Genomic DNA, 22,863 nt, shown 5'->3' on the forward strand with positions numbered 1-22,863 from the left:
GCCTGGACCCATACGTTTTCAGCCAACTTCAGGCCGAACCTCGTACCTTGGCCGACACCCCTCCCAACAGCCGGTCGACCAGCAAGGAAAGAACCCCAAAACGCGGTTGCCGCCTACGGAGTGTGGGCAGGGGCGAGAGGCGTACTTTTCACCGGAGCCTGCAGGTGCAACGCTTCGTGATCGAACGCTTCGCGCCAAGTTGTCATGTCGACTTAGAGGCGGGTGGTGAACTGGTCATCGCGTCCCCAAGCGACGCAGTAGATTCGATCTTGGCCATGACCGGCGGGGGAACCGTTCAGGACCGAGGGGACTCGACCGCCGAGGGGGGCTTAGCGCCATGAGCCAGGACTCCACGACCGTACCGGAGACCGCGCGCAAGCTCTCCGGACGCCGCCGCCGGGAGATCGTCGCCGTGCTGCTTTTCAGCGGCGGACCCATCTTCGAAAGCTCCATTCCGCTCTCCGTCTTCGGCATCGACCGCCAGGACGCGGGAGTCCCCCGCTACCGCTTGCTGGTGTGTGCGGGCGAAGATGTGCCATTGCGAACGACCGGTGGCCTGGAACTGACCGCACCGTACGGCCTGGAGGCGCTCTCCAGGGCCGGCACCGTCGTCGTGCCCGCCTGGCGGTCGATCACCCAGCCGCCGCCCGCCGCCGCGCTGGACGCGCTGCGCCGGGCCCACGAGGAGGGCGCCCGCATCGTCGGGCTGTGCACCGGGGCCTTCGTACTGGCCGCCGCGGGGCTGCTGGACGGCAGGCCCGCCACCACACACTGGATGTACGCGCCCACGCTCGCCAAGCGCTACCCGTCGGTCCACGTGGACCCGCGGGAGCTCTTCGTCGACGACGGCGACGTACTGACCTCCGCGGGCACCGCGGCAGGCATCGACCTGTGCCTGCACATCGTCCGCACCGACCACGGCGCCGACGCCGCGGGGGCCCTGGCCCGCCGGCTCGTCGTGCCGCCCCGCCGCAGCGGCGGGCAGGAACGCTACCTCGACAGGTCTTTACCGGAGGAGATCGGCGCCGACCCGCTCGCCGAGGTCGTCGCCTGGGCGCTGGAGCACCTCCACGAGCAGTTCGACGTGGAGACGCTGGCCGCCCGCGCGTACATGTCCCGCCGCACCTTCGACCGGCGGTTCCGCTCGCTGACCGGCAGCGCCCCGCTGCAGTGGCTGATCACCCAGCGGGTGCTGCAGGCCCAGCGGCTGCTGGAGACCTCGGACTACTCCGTGGACGAGGTCGCCGGACGCTGCGGGTTCCGCTCGCCGGTGGCCCTGCGCGGCCACTTCCGGCGGCAGCTGGGGTCCTCCCCGGCCGCCTACCGGGCGGCCTACCGGGCCCGCCGGCCGCAGAGCGGCCCGGTGGACCGCCCGGAGCGGGGCGAGCGGCCCGAGCGGATGGAGCGCGGCGAGCGCGGGGAGCGGTTCGAGCGGCCGGACCCGATGGAGGCCCGGCCCGGCGAGCCGTCCTTGATGGCGATGCGCCGTCCGGCCTTCCCGGGCGCGCCCGGGTCCCCGGCCGCGCCCGCGCACGCCATGTCGGGCGCGCCCCTGGGCGCCGCTCCCCCGGGCGGGGGGCACGGCGCGGGACACGCCGGGCACCTGACCCATACGACCGGTCACTCCCAGGGTCACGGCCCCGGGGGCGGCACGGCGGACGCGGGACGGGGGGAGGCCGACCTGTACGCCCCACGGCTGCCCGGCCAGCGGGAGCGCCCCGTAGGGTGAGACGTATGAACGATCGCATGGTGTGGATCGACTGCGAGATGACCGGACTCTCGCTGTCGACCGACGCGCTCATCGAGGTGGCCGCCCTGGTCACCGACTCGGAGCTGAACATCCTCGGCGACGGTGTGGACATCGTGATCCGCCCGCCCGCCGAGGCCCTCACCACCATGCCCGAGGTCGTGCGCCAGATGCACACGGCCTCCGGGCTGCTCGCGGAGCTGGACTCCGGCACCACGCTCGAGGAAGCCGAGCGCCAGGTGCTGGAGTACGTCCGCGCGCACGTCCCGGAGGCCGGCAAGGCGCCCCTGTGCGGGAACTCGGTCAGCACCGACCGCGGCTTCCTGCTGCGCGACATGCCCGCGCTCGAAGGCCACCTGCACTACCGGATCGTGGACGTCTCCTCGGTGAAGGAGCTGGCGCGCCGCTGGTACCCGCGGGCCTATTTCGCCAGCCCCAAGAAGTCCGGCAACCACCGGGCACTGGCCGACATCCGCGAATCCATCGCCGAACTCCGCTACTACCGCGAGGCGATCTTCGTGCCGCAGCCCGGCCCGGACTCCGACACGGCGAGGACGATCGCGGCCAAGCACGTCCTGCCCGTTCAGGCGTAGCGAAGGCAACGTGACGCAGCTCGCTCCCGGCGAGGCGAAAGCCGGGAGCGAGCACCCCGAAAGACCCTGTACACTTTTTCTCGGCCGGTGGGAAACACGGAAACGAACGCCGGACGTGGTGGGTATAGCTCAGCTGGTAGAGCACCTGGTTGTGGTCCAGGATGTCGCGGGTTCGAGTCCCGTTACTCACCCTGATCGGTCGAAGAGCCCGGTCCGCGCAAGCGGGCCGGGCTCTTTGCCGTTCCCCCTCAGGGGTGATGACGGTGGCGGACGGGGAACGTCTGCCGCCCGTTCGGGGAAAGCTGAAGTGGCGGCACCGGACGAAGGGTCATGACCGATGGCTACAGGAACCGTGAAGTGGTTCGACTCCGAGAAGGGGTTCGGCTTCATCCAGCAGGACGACAACGGCCCCGACGTTTTCGTCCACTTTTCGGCGATCCAGGGGACGGGCTTCAAGTCCCTCGCCGAGGGCGACCACGTCAGCTTCGAGATCGTGCAGGGCGCCAAGGGCCCGCAGGCGGAGCAGGTCGTCCCCGACTGATGCCCTCCTGGTCGAGCGGAGCCGTGCGGCGCCGGGCCCTGTTGCTGGTCGTCGCCGCCCTGCTCGTGCTGGGCATGAGCGTGCTCGACGGCTGCTCGGGGGACGGCGCCGGCCGCGGCCGCGCCGCCGGGCGGACCACGGTCACCGTCGGCACCTTCGGCGTGTTCGGCTACCGGCAGGCCGGCCTCTACCAGGAGTACGAGCGGCTGCACCCGGACGTGACGATCAAGGAACACGTGATCGCGCGGAACGACGTCTACTACCCCCAGCTCCTCACCCACCTCGCCGCCGGCCGCGGCCTGGCCGACGTCCAGGCGATGGAGGTGGGCACCGTCCACGAGCTGGCCGAGGAGCGCGGCGACCTCTTCGAGGACCTCTCCCGGGCCCCCGGTGTGCACCGGGCGGACTGGCTGCCGTGGAAGTGGGCGCAGGCCACCACCCGGGACGGCCGCACGATCGGCCTCGGCACGGACATCGGCCCGCTCGCCGTCTGCTACCGCAAGGACCTCTTCCGCCGGGCCGGCCTCCCGGCGGACCGGGAGGCGGTGGGCCGGCTGTGGGCCGGCGACTGGCGGCGCTACCTCGCCGTGGGCCGGGCCTACCGGCGCCGGGCCCCCGCCGGCACGGTCTTCACCGACTCGGCGGCCGGGCTCTACAACGCCTCGCTCCACGGCCACGCCGAGCGCTACTACGACGCCTCCGGCCGCCTGGTCGCGGGGAGCAGCCCGGCCGTGCGGGCCTCGTGGGACCTGGCGATGGGAGCGGTGCGCGACGGGCTGACGGCCCGGCTGCGGCAGTTCGACAAGGCCTGGGACCAGGCGTACGCGAACGGGCGCTTCGCCACGGTGGCCTGCCCGCCGTGGATGCTCGCCTACATCAAGGAGAAGTCCGGCCCCGCCGGGCGCGACAAGTGGGACGTGGCCGCGGCCCCCCGCCCCGCCAACTGGGGCGGCTCCTTCATCGGCGTGCCGAAGGCCGCCCGGCACCGGGCGGAGGCGGTCCGCCTCGCGGTCTGGCTCACCGCGCCCGCCCAGCAGGCCCGGCTCTTCCGGCGGCAGGCCGCCATCCCCTCCACCCCCGCCGCCTACGACCTGCCGGAGGTGCGGAGCGCCCGGAACCCGTACTTCGGCGACGCGCCCATCGGAGCGATCTTCACCGCGGCCGCGCGGGGCGTGCCCACCCTGGTCTTCGGGCCGAGGGAGCAGCAGATCGGGCTCGCGTTCACCGACGTGGGCATCCCCCAGGTCGAGCAGCAGGGCAGATCCCCCCGGGCCGGCTGGCGGGCGGCGCAGAAGGAGATCGAGAACGCGGTGGACGCATGACGGCCACCGCCCCCGTCCTGGAGGGCGCGCCGCCTTCCCGGCAGAGCCCGCGGCAGGCCGCCGCCCGCGGCGGCCGGGCCCACCGGTGGGACGCACGCTGGAGCCCGTACGTCCTCGTCGCGCCGTTCTTCCTCCTTTTTGCGGCATTCGCGCTCTTCCCCCTCCTGTACACCGGCTGGGCCTCGCTGCACCGGGTGGAGCTGACCTCCCCCGACCGCGCGCAGTGGGTGGGCCTGCACAACTACGCCCGGCTGCTGGGCAACGACTTCTTCTGGAACGCCCTGCGCAACACCGTCACCATCGGTGTGCTCTCGACCGTGCCGCAGCTGCTGATGGCGCTGGGCCTGGCCCATCTGCTCCACCTCCGGCTGCGCGCCGCCACGTTCTGGCGGGTCGCGCTGCTGACCCCGTACGCCACGTCGGTCGCCGCCGCCTCGCTGGTGTTCGTGCTGCTCTACGGGCGCGATTACGGCATGGTCAACTGGGCGCTCGACGCGGTGGGCGTCGGCCCGGTGGACTGGCAGAACGGCACCTGGAGCGCGCGGTGCGCGGTCTCCTCGATCGTCGTCTGGCGGTGGACGGGCTACAACGCGCTGATCTACCTGGCCGCCCTGCAGGCGGTGCCCGACGAGCTGTACGAGTCGGCGGCGCTGGACGGCGCCTCGCGCCTGCAGCAGTTCCGCCACGTCACCGTCCCGGCGCTGCGGCCGACGATCCTGTTCACGATCGTGGTGTCCACGATCGGGGCCACGCAGCTCTTCGGCGAGCCGCTGTTGTTCGGCGGGGCGGCGGGGCAGAAGGGCGGCGCCTCGCACCAGTACCAGACGCTCGGGCTGTACTTGTACGAGCAGGGCTGGTTCGACTACCACCTCGGCCGGGCGGCGGCCGTCGCCTGGACGATGTTCCTGCTGCTGGTGCTGGCCGCGGGCGCGGGCGGGCTGCTGGCGCGCCGGCTGCGCGCGGACCGGTGAGGGGAACGGGTGACCGGGAGCGCTCCACGGGGCCGGCCGCGCGCCGGGCCGGTCGCGTACGCCGTGCTGGTGGTGTGCACCGCCGGCTCGCTCTTCCCGCTGCTGTGGACGGCCGTCGCCGCCTCGGGGGACGACGGCCGGCTGGCCCGCACCCCGCCGCCGCTGTGGTTCGGCGGCCGGCTGCCCGCCAACCTCCGTACGGCGTGGACGGAGGCGAACGTGGGCCGGGCGCTGGGCAACACGGTCCTCGTCGCGGGGACGGTCGCGGCGGGAACGGTGTTCTTCTGCACCCTGGCCGGCTTCGCCTTCGCCAAGCTGCGCTTCCGCGGCCGGCGGACGCTGCTCGCCGTGACGGTGGGGACGATGATGGTGCCGCCGCAGCTGAGCGCCGTACCGCTGTTCCTGCTGCTGTCCCGGCTGGGCTGGACCGACCGGCTGCAGGCGGTGGTGCTGCCGGCGTTGGTGAGCGCCTTCGGCGTCTTCTTCATGCGGCAGTACTTGCTGCAGGCGCTGCCCACCGAACTGCTGGAGGCCGCCCGGGTCGACGGCGCGAACAGCCGGCGGGTGGTGTGGCACGTCGTCTTCCCCATTGCCCGGCCGGCGATGGTGGTGCTGGGCATGCTCACCTTCGTCCAGGCGTGGAACGACTTCTTCTGGCCCGTGATCGCCCTCACCCAGGAGAACCCCACCGTGCAGGTGGCCCTGACCGGCCTCGGCCGCGGCTACGTGCCGGACCAGGCGGTGGTGATGGCCGGGGCCCTGCTGGGCACACTTCCCCTGTTGCTGGTCTTCGTCCTGTGCGGCCGCCGGATCGTCGGCGGCGTCATGCAGGGCGCGCTCAAGGGCTGAACCGTGCGCTGCTCCCACCGTCTTCGCACCTCCTCTCCCCTCTCTCCCGCAGGAGTGTCCGCCCATGACCGTGACCCGGCCGTCCGGCTTTCCCCCCGGCTTCCTGTGGGGCGCCGCCACCGCCGCGTACCAGATCGAGGGCGCCGCACGGGAGGACGGGCGCACCCCTTCCATCTGGGACGCCTTCTGCCATACGCCCGGCCGGGTGCTGGGCGGCGACACCGGCGACGTGGCCTGCGATCACTACCACCGGCGGGCCGAGGACGTGCGGCTGATGGCGGGCCTGGGTCTGGGCGCCTACCGCTTCTCCGTCTCCTGGCCGCGCGTCCAGCCCACCGGCCGGGGCCCGGCGAACCCGCGCGGCCTCGACTTCTACCGGGCGCTGGCCGACGACCTGCTGGCGCACGGCATCCGGCCCGTGGTCACCCTCTACCACTGGGACCTGCCCGAGGAGCTGGAGGAAGCCGGTGGCTGGAGCGCACGCGAGACGGCGCTGCGCTTCGCCGACTACGCGCGGCTGCTCGGCGAGGCGCTCGGCGACCGGGTCGAGCTGTGGACCACCCTCAACGAGCCCTGGTGCAGTGCCTTCCTCGGCTACGCCGCGGGCGTGCACGCCCCCGGCCGGCAGGATCCGGCGGCGGCGCTGCGCGCCGCGCACCACCTGAACCTGGCCCACGGGCTCGCCTGCGGCGCGCTGCGCACCGTGCTGCCGGGCACCGCCCGGCTGTCGGTGACCCTCAACCCCGGTGTCGTGCGGGCCCGCACCGGCTCGTGCGCCGACCTCGACGCTCAGCGGCGCATCGACGCGCTGGCCACCCGTATCTTCACCGGGCCCCTGCTGCACGGCGCGTACCCCGCCGACCTGCTGGCGGACACGCGGCGGATCACCGACTGGTCCTTCGTCCGCGACGGCGACACCGACGTCATCAAGCACCCCCTCGACGCGCTGGGCCTGAACTACTACACGCCCACAGTCGTATCAGCCGCCACTGACAACGACCCCCCGGCGCGTGGCGGCCCCTCGCCCTGGCCGGGTGCCGAGCGGGTGGTCTTCCACCATCCGCCCGGCAAGCGGACGGAGATGGACTGGGCCGTGGACCCCACCGGCCTGCACGAGATGCTGATGCGCTTCACCCGCGAGGTGCCCGGCCTGCCCCTGTACGTCACCGAGAACGGCGCAGCCTACGACGACAAGCCGGACGCCGGCGGGCAGGTGCACGACCCGGAGCGCATCGCCTATGTGCGCGCCCATCTGCGGGCCGTGCTGCGGGCGCTGGCGGAGGGCGCCGACGTGCGCGGCTACTTCCTGTGGTCGCTGATGGACAACTTCGAGTGGGCCTACGGCTACAGCAAGCGCTTCGGCATGGTCTACGTCGACTACGCCACCCAGGCCCGCATCCCCAAGTCGAGCGCCCAGTGGTACGCCCGGGTCGTCCGTACCGGCCGGCTGGACTGACGCGGCGTCACTCGAAGACCGAGGGCGGGGGCGCCGGGGACGGCCGGGCGGCGGCGTCGTCCACCGGGGCCGCGCCGCCGGTGAAGTCGTCGAGTTCCCGTCCGTGTTCGACCCGGCCCTGGTGCGGGTCGGTGGCGGCGCGCCGGGTGAGGTCGGCGAGCGGCAGCGGCCGGTCGGAGGCGAGCAGGACGGCGTTGCCGAAGCGCCGCCCGCGCAGGACCGCCGGATCGGCGGTCAGGCACACCTCGGGGAAGACGGTGCGCACGGTGGCTATCTGGGACTTGAGGTGGGCCAGCGGCGGCCCGTCGGCGAGGTTGGCGGCGTAGAAGCCGCCGGGGCGCAGCGCCCGGCGGACCTCGCCGACGAACTGCGTGCTCGTCAGGTGGGCGGGGGTGCGGGCGCCGCTGAAGACGTCGGCGATGATCAGATCCGCCCAGCCGTCGGGCACCTTGGCGAGCCCCTCCCGGGCGTCGCCGCCGCGCACCCGTATGCGCCAGGCGGGGTCGAACGGCAGCTCGGCCCGGACGAACGCCACGAGCGGGGCGTCGATCTCGACGACCTGCTGGGTCGAGCGGGGGCGGGTGGCGGCGACGTACCGGGCGAGGGTGAACGCGCCGCCGCCCAGGTGCAGCGCCTGCACCGGCCGGCCCGGGGGCGCGACGAGGTCGGCGACGTGCCCGAGGCGGCGCTGGTAGGCGAAGTCGAGGTACGCCGGGTCGTCGGGGTCGACGTGGGACTGCGGGGCGCCGTCGATCAGCAGCGTCCGAGCGCCGGGGCGGTCACGGTCCGGGACCAGCTCGGCGAGACCGCCCGCCACCTGCGCGGATATCGCCTCTGCCGCGCGCCCGCGCTCCTGCTTGCGTCTGCCCTTCGCCACCCGTCCAGTATCGCCGGTGCCGGGAGGTGGCTCAGCGGCAGCGGTCCACGGCCTCGATGGTGCGGGCCGCCTCGCCGAGGGCGGCGCGCAGCACGGCGGGGTCGGTGGCCGAGGCGTAGGCGGCCTCCGGGGCGACGAGCCAGCCGGCACCGCGCACGGGCGGGTCGGCGGGGACGCCGGCGGACAGGGCGTGGGCGTAGGTCTGGGTGCAGGCGCTGCCGGGCAGGTCCCAGGCGTCGGCGGTGCCGGGTGGGACGAGGAAGCCGAGGGTGTCGCAGTCGCCGTCGTGCAGGACGGGCCCGACACCGTCGCGCAGCCGCAGGATGTCGACCGCCTCCAGGCCCTGGCGGGCCGGCACGGTGACGAGGTCGCAGGGCCGGCCGTCGGCGTCCTGCTGGGCGTGCCGCTCCTGTGCCGTGCCGCCGGCGGGCGCCGGGCGCGGGCCGTGGTCCTGGCGCGGCCGGTGGTGCAGTGCCGTCGTCCCTGAGCCGCCGATGTCCACTCCGGCCTCCACCACGGGAAACCCCTCCTCACGCCGTGCCCTTAGCGTCGAGCGCACTCACGCTCACATGCTTCAACGGCGGAGATGCGTCAACGGCTACGGCGACATGCCGCCGCAAAGGATGGCAGTTCATGGCGGATGACAGGTGGGATATCCAGTTTGTAGCCAATTCCCCCATCGGACCCTCAATAGTGGGCCCGTCACAGCCGGTACGGTCATCACGCCGTACGGCAAGCACAGCCGCCGCTTCCGGGGAGCGTCCCGGAGCGGCTCGCCAGGGAGAGGGTCCGCCATGGCGCCGCCCCACCAGTCCCCGTCGCCCCGCCCGAACGTGAAGTTCCGGCAGTTGCGCGGACAGCTCTCACCAGGGGAGTTCGCGGCGGCGGTGCGCCGGGCCGCACGCGAGATCGGTGAGCACGTCTCCTGTGACGCGCGCTACGTCGGGCGCGTGGAGTCGGGGGAGATCCGCTGCCCCAACTACGCCTACGAGCGAGTGTTCCGGCATATGTTCCCCGGCCGGGAACCGGCGGACATGGGCTTCGCGCCGCGCGAGAGCGTGCGCGGCCGGGGGGCGCGCAAGAAGGGCTCCGCGCCGTCCGATCCAACCGAGAGCCCCGCCGAAAGCCGTACCCCCGGGACGGCGGAGAGATCCACCGAGAGCAACGAGGAGAGCGACGTGTTGCGTCGCGCGTTCATGACCTCCGGACCGGCCGCCCTGGCCGCCGCCTCGCTGGGCGGTCCGGCCCCGGCGGGGCCCGGCCACCGCCGCGCCGGCGAGGCCGAGGCCCGCGCCGTCGAACAGGCGGTGCGGCGCATCCGGCTGCTCGACGACCGGCACGGCGCCGACGGCCTCTACCGCCGCGCGGCCCGGCCGCTGCAGGCCGCCTACGACCTGCTGGACGCCGAGACCCGGCGGCGCTCGGTGGCCGACCGGCTGCACCGGGGCGCGGGGGAACTGGCCATCTCGGTCGGCTGGCTGGCCCACGACTCGGGCCGCTTCACCGACGCCCGCTCCCACTACGCCGAGGCACTGGCCACCGCCCGCGTCGCCGGGGACGCGGGCCTGGAGGCGCACGCGTTCTGCAACATGTCCTTCCTCGCCCGGGACGCCGGCCGGCCCCGCGAGGCGGTGCGCGCCGCGCAGGCCGCACAGCAGGCCGGCCGCGCTCTGGGCTCGCACCGGCTGATGTCCCTGCTGGCCCTGCGGGAGGCGGGCGGCCTGGCGGGAATGGGCGACCGCGCGGCGGCCGAGGAGGCGCTGCTGCGCGCCCGGACGCTGTTCGCGCACGGGGCGGACGAGGACGACCCGGAGTGGATGAGCTTCTTCGGCGAGGCGGAGCTGGAGTTCCTCGAAGCCCAGTGCTGGTCCGTGCTCGGCGACTGGCGGCGGGCGGTGGAGCACGCGCGGTGCGCGGTCGCCCTGCAGGACCCGCACTTCGCGCGGAACATCGCGCTGTACACCTCGCAGCTCGCCGGCGACCTGGCCCGCAGCGGTGCGCCGGACGCGGCGGCGGCCGCGGGCGAGCGGGCGCTGGGCCACCTGGACCAGGTGCGCTCGGCGCGGATCAGCTCGATGCTCGCCACGACGGGCCGGATGCTGCGCCGGCACGCGGCCGACCCGGCGGTGGCCTCGTTCCTGACACGCCACGAGACGACCGCCCGGGCGGTGTGAGTTCCGCCTCACCGCCCGGCCGGCCCGGCCGGCCCGGCCGTCAGTCGAGGTGGCCGGTGTCGTTCCAGCGCTCCAGGGCGGGCGCGCCGTACGCCCAGCCCAGCACGGACAGGGAGGTCGGGGCCAGGCGGATGCGGGAGGCGAAGAAGGCATCCTCGCCCATCCAGCGGGCGGCGATCGTGCGCAGGATGTGGCCGTGGGCGAAGACCAGCACGTCGCGGTCGGCCGACCGGGCCCAGGCCACGACCTCGTCCGCCCGCGCGCTGACCTGCGCGATCGTCTCGCCCTCGGGGACGCCGTCGCGCCAGATGAGCCAGTCCGGGCGGCCGGCCTTGATCTCGGCGGGGGTCATGCCCTCGTACGCGCCGTAGTCCCACTCCAGCAGCGCGTCCCAGGGGGTGGCCCGGTCGCCGAAGCCGGCCAGGTCGCAGGTCTCCTTGGCGCGCAGCAGGGGGCTGGTGCGCACCTCCAGGCCCGGCAGGCCGTCCCAGGGCGCGCGGTGCAGTCGCTCGCCAAGCAGCTTGGCGCCCCGCCGCCCCTCGTCCAGGAGCGGGATGTCCGTGCGGCCGGTGTGCTTGCCGGACAGCGACCACTCGGTCTGCCCGTGCCGGGCCAGCAGGATGCGCGGTGCCATGGTTCGGCCCCTCCGGGATGTGAGACGACGTGCGTCTCCATCATCACTCACGTCACTTCCGGGCAACCCTGCGGCCACCTGCGGCGTCTCCCGGACCGCGCTCCGTGGCTCCCGTGAAGTCGTGGGGCGGTGTGCGAGCAATGTGGCGTACACCGTACGGTTGGTTGCTTGCGCGCTCATGGGTCGCCTGAAGATGTCGCCTGAACCGATGGAGAGCCGTCCGGATGTACCGCACCGCACCGCTGGAGAAGCGGCCGCGCTGGTGGACCGAACTGCCACTGATAGCCGTGGTGTACGGGCTCTACTCGGCCGGCCGGCTCCTCGCCAGAGGCGATCAGCAGGACGCCGTGGATCACGGCCTGCGCATACTCGACCTTGAAAAAACGTTTCGCATCAATCTTGAGCACCCGCTCAACCGGTTCTTCACCGAGCACGCGTCGCTCGGCATACCCGCCGACTTCGCCTACGCCTCGCTGCACTACCTCGTCACACCGGCGCTGCTGGTGTGGCTCTTCCGGCGCCGCCCCGGCCACTACCGCCGGCTGCGCACCTGGCTGATGCTCTCCACCCTCATCGGCCTCATCGGCTTCACCCTGCTGCCCACCTGCCCGCCCCGGCTGCTCGACGAGGCCTACGGCTTCGTCGACACGATGCGCCAGTACTCCGCGTACGGCTGGTGGGGCGCCGAGGCCAGCGCCCCGCGCGGACTCGGCGGGCTCACCAACCAGTACGCCGCCATGCCGAGCCTCCACGTGGGCTGGGCCCTGTGGTGCGGCGTCGTCCTGTGGCGCCACGGCCGCTCCCTGTGGGCCAAGGTCGCCGGCGTCGGCTACCCCCTGCTGACCGCCCTCGTCGTCATGGGCACCGCCAACCACTACTTCCTCGACGCCCTCGCCGGCGCCGCCGTCATGGGCACCGGCTACCTGCTCGCACCCCGCGCCCTGCGCCTGGCCGACCGGATCCGGGCCCGGCTCACAGGCACGCCGGCGGCCGGGACGGCCGGTACGGCCGCGAATGTCAGTGGCGGGTGCGAGACTTCGGCGGGTACAGCGCCCACCGGCGCGACCCCGTCCGGCTCCCGCGCCGGGGCGGGCGTGGCGGCGCAGGCGCCACAGACACTTCGCGAGGCGGACGCCAGTGACCAGTTCCCCCGACAGCCGGCCCGGGGCGAGGCCGGAGACACCCGCACCGAAGGCGCTGCGACAGCGGCTCGCTGAGCTGCGCGGGCCGGCGGTGCCACCGCTGCCGCTCGACGCCCGCGCACTCGCCGCCCTGGCCGCCAACCCCGGCTGCCACCGCCGCGCCCTGCTCGACGGCGCGGGTATCGACAAGGCCGCCCTCGCGCGGGCGCTGGGGACGCCCTCGTCCTTCGGCCAGTCGCAGTTCGCCTTCATGCGCGGTCACTCCTTCGAGTCCCGCGTCAAGGCCGACGGCGGCGCGGAGCTGGCCCGCCTGCTGCACGAGCGGCTCGCCGACGGCTCCGAGCCGCCCGCCCCCGGCGCCGTGACCGCCCCCGACCTCACCGCAGCCGGCCCCGAGGGCCGCACGGCCCGCACCGCCCTCGCCCTGCGCGAGGCCACCACTGCCGGCGGATGGGCGGTGCTCGACCATCCGATGCTCGCGCTGCCCGTCGCCGGCACACCCGCCTACCTGGAGCCGGACGCGATCGTCGTGCACCCCGGCGGCGAATGGACGGTCGTCGAGATCAAGTCCTTCCCGATGATCGACGGCGCCGCCGACTCCGCGAAGGTGGGCGCAGCGGCCCGGCAGGCCGCCGTCTACGCCCTCGCCCTCGAAGCCGTCGCCGCGCACACCGAGGGCGCCACCGTGCGGTCCCAGGCCCTGCTCGTGTGCCCGAAGGACTTCTCCAACCTCCCCACCGCCGCCCTGGTCGACCTGCGCAAACAGTGCGCCACCACGCGCCGCCAGCTCACGCGGCTCACCGAGGTCGAGGACATCGCCGCCACGCTGCCCGACGGCACCAGCTTCGACGTGTGCCGCCCGGCCGGCGAGCTGACCGAGGCCCTCGACGCCGTGCCCGCCGCCTACGCCCCCGAGTGCCTGGCCGCCTGCGAGCTCGCCTTCCACTGCCGTGCCAAGGCCCGGGCGGGCGACTCCGTCCAGGCGCTGGGCCGGGGTGTGCGCGGCGAGCTGGGCGGCCTGACCACGGTCGGCTCGGTGCTCGCCGCCGCCCGCGGCGAGCACGGCGACGCGGCCGACCCCACGGTGGCCGCGCTGCGCCGGGCGGCGGCGCTGCGCGCGGAGGCGCTGGCGGGAGCGGGCCGGCCGATCGTGCAGTTCCCCGCGCCCTTGCGGGGCTCCCGGGAGGAGGCCGCATGTCGCTGATCGGTACGCTCGCGCGCCTGGAAGCCGTGCGGGAGGGGCGGGCCACACCGCTGGCCACCGTGCGCCACCGGCACCTCGCCGAGCGCCCGCTCGTCCTCGTCCCCCTGACCACCGCCGGCGAGGCCGGCGCGCCGCTGGGCGCCATGGTGGGCACCGACCGCGACGCCCCCCGGCTGCTGATCGTGCCCCAGCCGCGCGACCGCGACCTGCGCTCGGCGTTCCTCGCCGAGCTGGCCGACGCGCTGCTGCCGCACATCGAGGAGCACCTCGACGCCACCGAGCCCGGCTCGGAGCTGTGCGCCGACGCCCCGCAGCTGCTCGTGCCCGGAGCCGCGGCCGTGGAGTACGTCCGCCTGCTCGGCCGCTCGATGCGCTTCCGCCGCACCGCCGAGCAGGACCCCGACACGCCCCACCCCGCCCCGCCGCGCGTGCCGCTGCTGGGCCGCTGGCTGACCCACTACGGCGAGCGCGCACGGATGCCGGGCTCCTCGCTGCTGCTGGCCATGACCCAGGTCCTGGGCCGGCACTGGGCCACCGGCCAGAGCGTCCTGGAGGACCAGCACCTCGGTGCCCTGCTCGCCTGGATCGACCCGCCCGAGGGCACGACGGGCGCCGAGGCCGCCCTGCGCGCGGAGACCGAGCGCGGCCCGGACGGGCTGCTGCGGCAGCCCCCGGCCGGCCCCGCCACCGACCCCGTCTTCGACAACAAGCTCCTCGGCCCCGCCGTCGCCCGCTACGACACCGCCCGCAGCCGGCTGCTGGAGGCCGCCCCGCACGCCACCGCCGCGGCGCGGGAGCAGCTCGCCGCCGCCGAGCGGGAGATACGCGACCTGCTGGCCGGCCAGCTGCGCCCCACCTGGGACGCCGTCTGGCACGGCCTCGACCTGCTGCGCGCCCTGCCCGAAGGGGCGCACGTGGCCGAGCGCTGGAAGCGCGACCGCTGGTCGTACACCGCCCACCGCGACCGGCTGCGCGCCGGCGAGCCCCCGCAGCCCCGGCGGGACGACGCGGTGACCGCCGCCCGCAAGCTCGCCTCCCGCGAGACGGCCCAGGCGCAGCTGTACGCCCAGGAGGCGCTGGACGACGCGCTGGTGATGGCCGAGCGGCGGCTGGCCGGGGAGGCGTTCGCGGGCGAGGTGAGCGCGGTCGTGATGCTCCACACCGACGCCAAGGTGCCGCGACCGCGGCCGCTGGTGACCCTGCGCACCGGCGACACCCCGCACCTGGCGGACGGCGCCCGGGTGTACCGCGTCCTGCCCGACGGCAGCGGCCGCTCCCAGCCGGCCGAGTTCGTGGCGTACGACGAGCCGACGGGCGAGATCACCGTGCGGCTGACCGGCGGGATGGGACGCGGCAAGGTGCCCGAGAAGGGCTCGGTGCCGGTCCCGGGCGACACCGTGTGCTGGACGCTGTTCGAGCACGCGCCGCGCGGCGGGCCCGAGCTGCCGGACCCCGAGGAGACGCCGTGGACCCACGGCGGCCCGCCGGACGGCCCCGCGGGCGCCCTCGCGAGCGGACCGGCGGGCGGAGAGGCGGGCGGCCCCGATCCCGTGACCCCGGAGGACTACCTGTGACCGTACGCACGGCGCACGGCCGCGTCTTCGACCCCGCCCGGGCGGCCGCAGCGGCCACGGACGCGATCCTGCACGACACCCTGCACGGCCCGCACCGCGGCGTCGTGGTCGACTCCCCGCCGGGCGCCGGCAAGTCGACGCTGGTGGTCCGGGCGGCCCGGGAGCTGGCCGCCGCCGGCCGCCGGCTGATGATCGTCGCCCAGACGAACGCACAGGTCGACGACCTGGTCCTGCGGCTGGCGAAGGAGGACCCCGACCTGCCGGTCGGCCGGTTGCACAGCAACGACAAGGGCGCCTACGACCCCGCCCTCGACGGCCTCGCGTCGGTGGTCACCTCGGCGAAGGCGGCCGAGCTGGCCGGGCTGGAGGTGGTGGTCTCCACGGCCGCGAAGTGGGCGCACACCAAGGTCGCCGAGCCGTGGGGCCACGCGATCGTCGACGAGGCCTACCAGATGCGCTCGGACGCGCTGCTGGCGGTGGCCGGGCTGTTCGAGCGGGCCCTGTTCGTCGGGGACCCCGGCCAGCTGGACCCGTTCAGCCAGGTCGCCGCGGAACAGTGGGCCGGGCTGTCGTACGACCCGTCGGCGAGCGCCGTCAGCACGCTGCTCGCCCACAACCCGTCGCTGCCGCAACACCGGCTGCCGGTGTCCTGGCGGCTGCCCGCGACGGCGGCGCCGCTGGTGTCGGACGCGTTCTACCCGTACACGCCGTTCCGCAGCGGCACCGGCCACGGCGAGCGGCGGCTGGCCTTCGGCGTGCCCTCCGACGGCACGGGCCCGGACCAGGTGCTGGACGAGGCGGCCGCGTCGGGCTGGGGCCTGCTGGAGCTGCCGGCCCGGCACACGCCGCGCACGGACCCCGAGGCGGTGGGTGCGGTCGCCCTGGTGGTGCGCCGCCTGCTGGACCGCGGCGGCGCGGTGACCAGCGAGCGCTCCCCCGAGCCGGCGCCCCTGACGGCCGACCGCATCGCGGTGGGCACGGCCCACCGCGACCAGGCGGCGGCCGTCCGGGCGGCCCTGGCCGGCCTGGGCGCGACCGGGGTGACGGTGGACACGGCGAACCGTCTGCAGGGCCGCGAGTTCGACGTGACGGTGGTCCTGCACCCGCTCTCGGGCCGCCCCGACGCGACGGCGTTCCACCTGGAGACGGGCCGCCTGTGCGTCCTGGCCTCGCGCCACCGCCACGCGTGCATCGTGGTCTGCCGCGCGGGCGTGGACCGCCTCCTGGACGAGCACCCCTCGACGGAGCCGGTCCAGCTGGGCGTGACGGTGAAGTTCCCGGACGGGTGGGAGGCGAATCACGCGGTCCTGGCCCATCTCGCGGAACACCGCATCCGCTGGCAGCCGTGATCGCAGGCCGTGGCAGCGCGCGGGACGAAGTGGGGGCGCACTTGCGCGTGGCAGGACAATGGATGGCGGTGCAGACGAATCTGTGGAGGTATGTACATGTGCGAGCCGAAGCAGGCTCCCGGCGCGCAGGGCAGTGCCCCGCGCCGCCTGAAGCCCGCGCAGCTGCTCTTCGAGCCGCCCGAGGCCGTCGCCGACCCCGAGCACTTCTTCGACCTCGAGTCGATCGAGGATCCGCGTGAGCTGCTGACCCGTTCCACGGAGCTGGCACTGGCCTTCCGGGCGGCCGCGGACCGGGCGATGGAGTTCCAGGCGGTGGCGGCGGCTCAGCTCGCCGATCCCCGGCGCTTCGACCGGCTGCCGATGGCGGTGATCGCGGCGCGCGCCGAGTGGAGCGAGGACTACACCAAGAAGATGGTCGAATTCGGCCGTGACCTGCTGCGGGGCAGCGCCGCCGCCGAGTGACCCGTACGGCCCGTGGTCCCCGACCATGGGCCGTTGGCATATGCGGCGCACAAAGTAGCGCACGGTCCGGGCCTCTGTCCCGAATTCCGGGAAGTAGCCCGAAGACCCCCCGGCGGGGCCCCGACGATGGGGCCATGAGCACCCGGTCGTACCTTCCGCACCCCGTCCCCTCGCCCTCCCCCTCCCCCGCTCGTCGCACCCCCGATCACCGGCCTTCCGCCCGGGGCACCGGAACCGGCACCCGCGCCGGCGCCGGCCCGCGGGCGCAGGGTGCCTTCGTCACGCTGGCGGGCATCGACTGGCTGGCCTCCGCGGACCGCTTCCCCCACCGGGTGCACACGCTGTGGGCGCATCACCCCGGTGCCCCGGTAGAGCTGCCCTGCGGCACCGTCTTCGACGTGATCGACGCGCCCGTGCTCTTCGGCCGCGGGATGCTGGACCGCCTGTGGTCGCCCGGCGCCCCCGGGTCCGGCCCGGTGGCCGCGTACCGGGGCAGGCTGCTGCTGTTCGCCGCGCCGGGCACGGCCCAGCGCCTGCCGGCGCTGCTGGCCTGGGAGGAGTGGAGCCGTACGGGCCGCAGTGCGCCGTCGCTGCTGTACTACGGCACGGGCGACGCGGTGACCGTGCCGCCGCCGTTCCCCGCGGGCGGGGAGGACGGGCCGGCCGCCGCGCGCTGGCTGGTGGCCCCGGAGGTCCGCCGCCCGTGGCTGCCGGGCGCGGACGTGCTGCTGTGGGCGTGTCTGCGGGCCGCGGCGGAAGGAGCCGCAGGGAAAGGCACCGCAGGGAAAGCTCCTGTACCCACGCATCCCGCCCGCTGAAACATACGGATTTTCTTTCCACCGGATCGGGGTGCTAAAGTCTTCCACGTCAGCAGGCGCCGCTAGCTCAGTTGGTTAGAGCAGCTGACTCTTAATCAGCGGGTCCGGGGTTCGAGTCCCTGGCGGCGCACAGACAGCCGAAGGCCCCCACCGCATGGTGGGGGCCTTCGGCGTACGCGCTCCCGGTACGGGGCGTCACCCTCTGGTGACCCTCAGGTTCCAGGCGCCGGTGGGCGCCCGGCCGCGCACCTCCACCCGTACGCCGTCCGCCTCCAGGGACTCCCCCGCGCCCAGCGGGGCGTCCGCGAGCGGGGGGTAGACGGACTCGCCCCAGCAGGCGTGGCCGGCGGGGTGGCCGTCCAGCACCTGGATGGGTCCGCTGCCGGAGGCGGTGTCGCTGCGCACCCGGTAGACGAGCACGCCCTCGGTGCAGGTGCCGGCGTCGTTGCCGTTCGCGGTGCGCGCCTCGACGACGATGGCGCTGGCCGCGCCGGTGCGCACGACCACCATCCGGGTCCGGCCGTCCCCGCTGCCGCGCATGGGCGACTCCAGCGGCTGCAGGGTGTGCAGGGTGCTGCCGGAGCTGCTGACGCAGTGGACCTGGCGGGGGCCGAGCCAGCCCAGCTTCCACTTGTGCCAGGCGAAGGGCTCGGAGGCCAGCCCGAACTGGCTGCCCATGATGTCCCAGTCGCCGACGTGGGTGTCCCAGTCGCCCTTGCCGTCGGTGGGCCGGTGGTACAGGTCGGGCAGGTCCAGGACGTGGCCGGTCTCGTGGGCCAGGACGTTGCGGTCGGGCGGGTGGTGTTCGAAGACGGTGACGACGCGCTGCAGCTCGGTGCCGTCGACACGGATGGGCTCCTCCAGGTTGACGACCTTGGTCGCGTCCGAGTCGACGCCGGGGGCGTCGGGGTCGGCGACGAGGTACACGAGGTTGAAGTGGCGGAAGTCCACCGTCTTGTCCGCGGCGGCGACGGCGTCGCGCAGGTAGGCCGAGCGCCGCTCGCCGTCCCAGTCACGCTGTATGTGGTACTCGCCGGAGGGCCTGGGCATGCGCAGCCACCGCTTGAGGGGGTGCACGCGCAGCGTGAAGCGCCCGTAGGAGGCGCGCTCGAAGAAGCGCGACGTGCCGGGGAAGTGGTCGGCGGCGAGCCGGTCGGGGGTCACCACGGGGCGGGAGTCCGGGAAGGACAGGAAGATCATGACGGCGTCGAGGCGGCCGAGGGGGCGCGGGTAGTCCGGGTTCCAGGTGTCGAGGCCCTCGGAGTGGTGCGCCTGGCTGCGCGGGAGCGCGCAGGGCCCGCCCGGGCCGGTGGTGTGCGCCGGGGCCGCGGCGATGGTCGTGGCGATGGCGCACAGGCTGGTCAGGACCGCGCCCGCGCGGCGCAGCCGGGGCCGCTGCGGGCGGCGGGGCCGCAGCGGGTCCACTCCCATGGGTGTCAGCGGACGCACCACGTCGACCTCCGGGGACGGAATTGGGAGACCTCACCCACCCTCTTGTTATTTGCGGTGTTATGCCCCGTTTCACTACCCCAGTCGAGTGACTAAGCCGACTTCTGGGTACATCACACTCAGTCACGGACGGTCAATCGAGGAAGACAATCAAGAAGATTTGCCAAGCAGTCCCGGGCACGACTGTGCACACGCGCTCACGGACGGACGGAATCGGTCGGGACCACGCCTGCGGCACCACCCCTCGCGGCCGGGCCGCTGGAACGGTCCCTGCGCGGGCTCTATGCTCGCCACACTTCCAGCACGGAATCCCCCTACAGGCGGCCATTTGCCGCCTTTTCCACCACGCGTACGAGACACACGACACCCGCACGGGGATCCGTGCGGAACCGATGCCACGCGGGAGCGAGCGTTGAGCGGAGCACTCGACGGCCGGGACGGAACGCCCGATTCGGAGCCACCAGTCGTCACGCAACGTAACGTCACGTCAATTGAATTCCGCGCTGCCTTCCGAGCCGCGCGCCTCGGCATGGCCGTCGTCGGCAGCGACGGCCTCGTACGCACCGCCAACGACGCCCTCGCCGCCCTGCTGGGCACCGATCCGGAGCACCTGCGGGACCGCCCCGCCGCGGAGTTCACCGGGCTGCGCGACGACCTGCGGCTGTGGAGCGCCTACCGGGAGGTGCTGCTCGGCCGCCGCGAGAGCCTGCACTGCACGCGCAGGCTCAGACAAGCCGGCGGCGGACGGCTGTGGGCGGAGGTGACCGTGACCCCGCTGCCCGAGACCCGCACCGCGCTGCTGTCGGTGGCCGACATCAGCGACCGCCGCGACCTGCGGGCCCGGCTGCGGCACCTGCGGATGCACGACCCCGTCACGGGGCTGCCCAACCGCAGCCTGTTCTTCGAGCGCCTGGCCGGGGCGCTGGCCGCGCCCGAGGCGCTGCCGGCGCCGGCCGGCGAACGCCCCCGGCGCAGCGGCCGGATCGGGCTGTGCTACCTCGACCTGGACGGTTTCAAGGCCGTCAACGACACGCTCGGCCACCGTGCCGGCGACCGGCTGCTGACCGCGGTGGCACGGCGGCTGGCCGAGTGCGCCGCGCCCGGCGGCCACCTGGTGGCCCGGCTCGGCGGGGACGAGTTCGCCCTGATGGTGGAGGACTCCACGGGCACCCAGCAGCTGATCGACCTCGCCGGTGCCGTGCAGAGCGCGCTCGCCCGTCCGTTCGAGGTGGCGGGCCAGCGCCTGGCGGTCTCGGCGAGCATCGGGGTCGTCGAGCGTCCGTGCGCCGGGACGCACGCGACCGAGCTGATGCAGGCCGCGGACACCACGCTGTACTGGGCGAAGGCGGACGGCAAGGCCCGCTGGACGCTCTTCGACCCCGAGCGCAACGCCCACCGCATGACCCGGCAGACGCTGTCGAACACCCTGCGTCCCGCTGTCGAGCGCGAGGAGTTCGACCTGCAGTACCAGCCGCTGGTGGGGCTCGGCGACGGCGTCGTGCGCGGGGTCGAGGCGCTCGTGCGCTGGCGGCACCCGCAGTTCGGCACGCTGGGCCCCAACCGGTTCATCGGGCTGGCCGAGGAGACCGGCGCCATCGTGCCGCTGGGGCGCTGGGTGCTGGCCACCGCCTGCCGCCAGGCCCGCCGCTGGCAGCTGGACCACCCCGGCGAACCGCTCGTGGTCAGCGTGAACGTGGCGGTGCGTCAGGTGTGGGACTCCGACCTCGTCGCCGACGTGGCCGGCATCCTCGCCGAGACCGGGCTGCCGGCGAGCCTGCTGCAGTTGGAGCTGACGGAGTCGGCGGTGATGGGGTCGGCCGGGCGGCCGCTGCAGCAGTTGCAGGCGCTCAGCGACATGGGCGTGGCCATCGCCATCGACGACTTCGGCACCGGCTATTCCAATCTTGCCTACCTCAGTCGCCTGCCGGTCTCCACGCTCAAACTGGACGGATCCTTCGTCCACGGCTTCCGCGCCGAGGAGCACCCCAATCCGGCGGACGAGACGATCGTCGAGGCGCTGGTGCAACTGGCGCACCGGCTGGGGCTGACGGTGACGGCGGAGTGCGTGGAGAGTGCGGAGCAGGCGGAGCGGCTGGGGCGGATCGGGTGCGACACCGGGCAGGGCTGGTTCTACTCCCGCCCGGTGCCGGCGGAGCGCATCTCGGCGCTGCTGAGCACCGGCGTACGGCCGTAGGCCGTGTCCGGCCACGGCGTCCCTCAAGGGGCGCGGGGAACTGCGCGATCGGCCACCGACGGCCCGCAGCCGACACGCCACCTTTGGCCCCCGCCTGCGGGCGCGTCGTGGATTGTCGCGCCCGCGCGGCGGAGCCGCAGATTGACGCTGCCCCGCGCCCCTGCGGGGCACTGCGCGATCCGCCGGACACGGCCTGGCGTGGGGCCGCCCCCGTCCGGCGCGTGGGCTACCGGCCGGCCGGGAAGCCGTACGCGTCCGCGATCAGCTCGTAGCTGCGCAGGCGGGCCTGCGGCCCGTGGACGTTGGCGGTGATCATCAGCTCGTCCACGCCCGTCCGCTTCACCAGCGCGTCCAGCCCCTCGCGCACCTGCTCGGCCGTTCCGTACACCACGTTGTGCAGCCAGTCGGCGACGAACTCCTGCTCGGCGAGCCCCAGGGCGTGGCTCTCGGCCTCCTGCGGCGACGGCACCAGGCCGGGCCGGCCGGTGCGCAGGCGCAGCATCGACAGCGCGCCGGTGAGGACCTGCCGGCGGGCCTCGGCGGGGTCGTCGGCGGCCAGCGCCTGCACGCCGATCTTGGCGTAGGGACGGTCGAGCACGGCCGAGGGCCGGAAGGACTCGCGGTACAGCTCGAGCGCCGGCAGCGTGTTCGCCGAGGAGAAGTGGTGGGCGAAGGAGAACGGCAGGCCCAGCAGCCCCGCCAGGCGGGCGCTGAAGCCGGAGGAGCCCAGCAGCCAGATGGAGGGCCGGTCGGCGCGCTGCACCCCGCCGGGCACCCGGCCCTGGACGGGCCCGGGGACGGCGTGGATGCGGGCGTAGGGGTGGCCGTCGGGGAAGTCGTCGTCGAGGAAGCGGATGAGCTCCGAGAGCTGCTCGGGGAACTCGTCGGCGCCCTCGGCGAGCCGGTCCCGGCGGCGCAGGGCGGCGGCGGTGGCGCCGTCCGTGCCGGGTGCGCGCCCCAGCCCCAGATCGATGCGCCCGGGGGCGAGCGCCTCCAGGGTGCCGAACTGCTCGGCGATCACCAGGGGCGCGTGGTTGGGCAGCATCACGCCGCCGGAGCCGAGGCGTATGCGGTCGGTGCGGGCGGCCAGGTGGGCGAGGATCACGGCCGGGGAGGAGCTGGCCACGCCCGGCATGGAGTGGTGCTCGGCGACCCAGAAGCGGTGGTAGCCGCGCCGCTCGGCGAGCCGGGCGAGCTCGACGGTGGTGCCCAGGGCCTGGTGGGCGGTGCGGCCGGTGCCGACGGTCGCCAGGTCCAGTACGGACAGGGGCACGGGGGCGCTCCCGAGCGCCGTCGCGCGGATGGTGTCGTCCTGTACGTCGGCCACGGTGGCCCGCCTCCTTGATGAACGCCTGTGCCTGCGAGCCGGTGGGCTCGGCCGGTGTTCAACCGGAGTGCCTCTCCGTTTATTCCGGCTGCGCCTCGATCCCGTCAAGTCCCTCTCATGAGCGGCCGGTTCGCCCTTATCGTGGGCGGAGGTACACCCACAGGTAACCGCTAGGGGGAG

The 22,863-nt window shown here is 74.3% G+C and carries 20 protein-coding genes and 2 tRNA genes; 17 read left to right on the forward strand and 5 right to left on the reverse strand.

Annotation, left to right across the window (positions count from 1 at the left end):
- Nucleotides 1-337 precede the first annotated feature (337 nt).
- The 8 genes from ABD361_RS09655 (at nucleotide 338) to ABD361_RS09690 (ending at nucleotide 7,479) form a co-directional block, all read left to right on the forward strand.
- Entirely contained in the window at nucleotides 338-1,729 is a 1,392-nt protein-coding gene (locus tag ABD361_RS09655) for a helix-turn-helix domain-containing protein (protein ID WP_344434461.1), read from the forward strand.
- 5 nt (nucleotides 1,730-1,734) lie between these two features.
- Nucleotides 1,735-2,340, forward strand: a complete 606-nt coding sequence (gene orn, locus ABD361_RS09660; RefSeq protein ID WP_344434463.1) for an oligoribonuclease — start codon at nucleotides 1,735-1,737, stop codon at nucleotides 2,338-2,340.
- A 118-nt stretch (nucleotides 2,341-2,458) separates the two neighbouring features.
- A tRNA-His gene (locus ABD361_RS09665) sits at nucleotides 2,459-2,531 on the forward strand.
- A gap of 146 nt (nucleotides 2,532-2,677) precedes the next feature.
- Entirely contained in the window at nucleotides 2,678-2,881 is a 204-nt protein-coding gene (locus ABD361_RS09670; RefSeq protein ID WP_344434464.1) for a cold-shock protein, read from the forward strand.
- Nucleotides 2,881-4,203 carry an ABC transporter substrate-binding protein gene (locus tag ABD361_RS09675; RefSeq protein ID WP_344434465.1) on the forward strand — a complete coding sequence of 441 codons (1,323 nt, stop codon included), beginning with the start codon at nucleotides 2,881-2,883 and terminating at the stop codon, nucleotides 4,201-4,203. The genes ABD361_RS09670 and ABD361_RS09675 overlap by 1 nt, the downstream gene beginning before the upstream one ends.
- Nucleotides 4,200-5,174 (forward strand): carbohydrate ABC transporter permease, encoded by a 975-nt coding sequence (locus tag ABD361_RS09680; protein ID WP_344434466.1) that lies wholly within the window; start codon nucleotides 4,200-4,202, stop codon nucleotides 5,172-5,174. Before ABD361_RS09675 ends, ABD361_RS09680 begins: the two co-directional genes overlap by 4 nt.
- A 9-nt stretch (nucleotides 5,175-5,183) precedes the next feature.
- On the forward strand, nucleotides 5,184-6,023 hold the full coding sequence (locus ABD361_RS09685; protein ID WP_344434467.1) for a carbohydrate ABC transporter permease: 840 nt from the start codon (nucleotides 5,184-5,186) through the stop codon (nucleotides 6,021-6,023).
- Nucleotides 6,024-6,087: 64 nt separating this feature from the next.
- Nucleotides 6,088-7,479 (forward strand): GH1 family beta-glucosidase, encoded by a 1,392-nt coding sequence (locus ABD361_RS09690; RefSeq protein ID WP_344434468.1) that lies wholly within the window; start codon nucleotides 6,088-6,090, stop codon nucleotides 7,477-7,479.
- Between the two features lie 7 nt (nucleotides 7,480-7,486).
- Here ABD361_RS09690 and ABD361_RS09695 read toward each other — a convergent pair whose 3' ends face one another.
- Together ABD361_RS09695 and ABD361_RS09700 are read right to left on the reverse strand one after the other, a co-directional pair.
- Nucleotides 7,487-8,356 (reverse strand): spermidine synthase, encoded by an 870-nt coding sequence (locus tag ABD361_RS09695; RefSeq protein ID WP_344434469.1) that lies wholly within the window; start codon nucleotides 8,354-8,356, stop codon nucleotides 7,487-7,489.
- A 31-nt stretch (nucleotides 8,357-8,387) separates the two neighbouring features.
- Nucleotides 8,388-8,873, reverse strand: coding sequence for a hypothetical protein (locus ABD361_RS09700; RefSeq protein ID WP_344434470.1), 486 nt, complete (start codon nucleotides 8,871-8,873; stop codon nucleotides 8,388-8,390).
- A 277-nt stretch (nucleotides 8,874-9,150) separates the two neighbouring features.
- Here ABD361_RS09700 and ABD361_RS09705 point away from each other — a divergent pair, with 277 nt between their 5' ends.
- Complete coding sequence (locus tag ABD361_RS09705) at nucleotides 9,151-10,530, forward strand: NsdA family TPR-like regulatory protein (protein ID WP_344434472.1); 1,380 nt, start codon at nucleotides 9,151-9,153, stop codon at nucleotides 10,528-10,530.
- A gap of 40 nt (nucleotides 10,531-10,570) precedes the next feature.
- Here ABD361_RS09705 and ABD361_RS09710 read toward each other — a convergent pair whose 3' ends face one another.
- Nucleotides 10,571-11,164 (reverse strand): histidine phosphatase family protein, encoded by a 594-nt coding sequence (locus ABD361_RS09710; RefSeq protein ID WP_344434473.1) that lies wholly within the window; start codon nucleotides 11,162-11,164, stop codon nucleotides 10,571-10,573.
- A gap of 224 nt (nucleotides 11,165-11,388) precedes the next feature.
- Here ABD361_RS09710 and ABD361_RS09715 point away from each other — a divergent pair, with 224 nt between their 5' ends.
- The 7 genes from ABD361_RS09715 (at nucleotide 11,389) to ABD361_RS09745 (ending at nucleotide 17,843) form a co-directional block, all read left to right on the forward strand.
- A complete protein-coding gene (locus tag ABD361_RS09715) occupies nucleotides 11,389-12,381 on the forward strand; it encodes a phosphatase PAP2 family protein (protein WP_344434474.1) in 993 nt (330 codons plus the stop codon).
- Nucleotides 12,302-13,510, forward strand: a complete 1,209-nt coding sequence (locus ABD361_RS09720) for a hypothetical protein (RefSeq protein WP_344434475.1) — start codon at nucleotides 12,302-12,304, stop codon at nucleotides 13,508-13,510. Before ABD361_RS09715 ends, ABD361_RS09720 begins: the two co-directional genes overlap by 80 nt.
- Complete coding sequence (locus ABD361_RS09725) at nucleotides 13,501-15,084, forward strand: hypothetical protein (protein ID WP_344434476.1); 1,584 nt, start codon at nucleotides 13,501-13,503, stop codon at nucleotides 15,082-15,084. Before ABD361_RS09720 ends, ABD361_RS09725 begins: the two co-directional genes overlap by 10 nt.
- Nucleotides 15,081-16,433: an AAA domain-containing protein gene (locus tag ABD361_RS09730; RefSeq protein WP_344434477.1), complete on the forward strand. Its 1,353-nt coding sequence runs from the start codon at nucleotides 15,081-15,083 to the stop codon at nucleotides 16,431-16,433. Before ABD361_RS09725 ends, ABD361_RS09730 begins: the two co-directional genes overlap by 4 nt.
- 96 nt (nucleotides 16,434-16,529) lie before the next feature.
- Nucleotides 16,530-16,895: a hypothetical protein gene (locus ABD361_RS09735; RefSeq protein WP_344434478.1), complete on the forward strand. Its 366-nt coding sequence runs from the start codon at nucleotides 16,530-16,532 to the stop codon at nucleotides 16,893-16,895.
- Between the two features lie 134 nt (nucleotides 16,896-17,029).
- Entirely contained in the window at nucleotides 17,030-17,713 is a 684-nt protein-coding gene (locus ABD361_RS09740; RefSeq protein WP_344434479.1) for a bifunctional DNA primase/polymerase, read from the forward strand.
- Between the two features lie 56 nt (nucleotides 17,714-17,769).
- Nucleotides 17,770-17,843, forward strand: a tRNA-Lys gene (locus tag ABD361_RS09745).
- Between the two features lie 65 nt (nucleotides 17,844-17,908).
- On the opposite strand, the gene ABD361_RS09750 is transcribed toward ABD361_RS09745, so the two are convergent.
- The gene (locus ABD361_RS09750; RefSeq protein ID WP_344434480.1) at nucleotides 17,909-19,144 is read right to left on the reverse strand and encodes a M6 family metalloprotease domain-containing protein; all 1,236 of its coding nucleotides are present in this window, start codon (nucleotides 19,142-19,144) and stop codon (nucleotides 17,909-17,911) included.
- Between the two features lie 547 nt (nucleotides 19,145-19,691).
- Between ABD361_RS09750 and ABD361_RS09755 the strand changes: the two genes are divergently transcribed.
- Entirely contained in the window at nucleotides 19,692-21,356 is a 1,665-nt protein-coding gene (locus tag ABD361_RS09755; protein WP_425583187.1) for a putative bifunctional diguanylate cyclase/phosphodiesterase, read from the forward strand.
- A 226-nt stretch (nucleotides 21,357-21,582) separates the two neighbouring features.
- Here ABD361_RS09755 and ABD361_RS09760 read toward each other — a convergent pair whose 3' ends face one another.
- Nucleotides 21,583-22,683 carry an LLM class flavin-dependent oxidoreductase gene (locus ABD361_RS09760; RefSeq protein ID WP_344434481.1) on the reverse strand — a complete coding sequence of 367 codons (1,101 nt, stop codon included), beginning with the start codon at nucleotides 22,681-22,683 and terminating at the stop codon, nucleotides 21,583-21,585.
- Nucleotides 22,684-22,863: the final 180 nt, after the last annotated feature.

The organism is Streptomyces luteosporeus (genome assembly GCF_039532865.1).
GTDB lineage: Bacteria > Actinomycetota > Actinomycetes > Streptomycetales > Streptomycetaceae > Streptomyces > Streptomyces luteosporeus.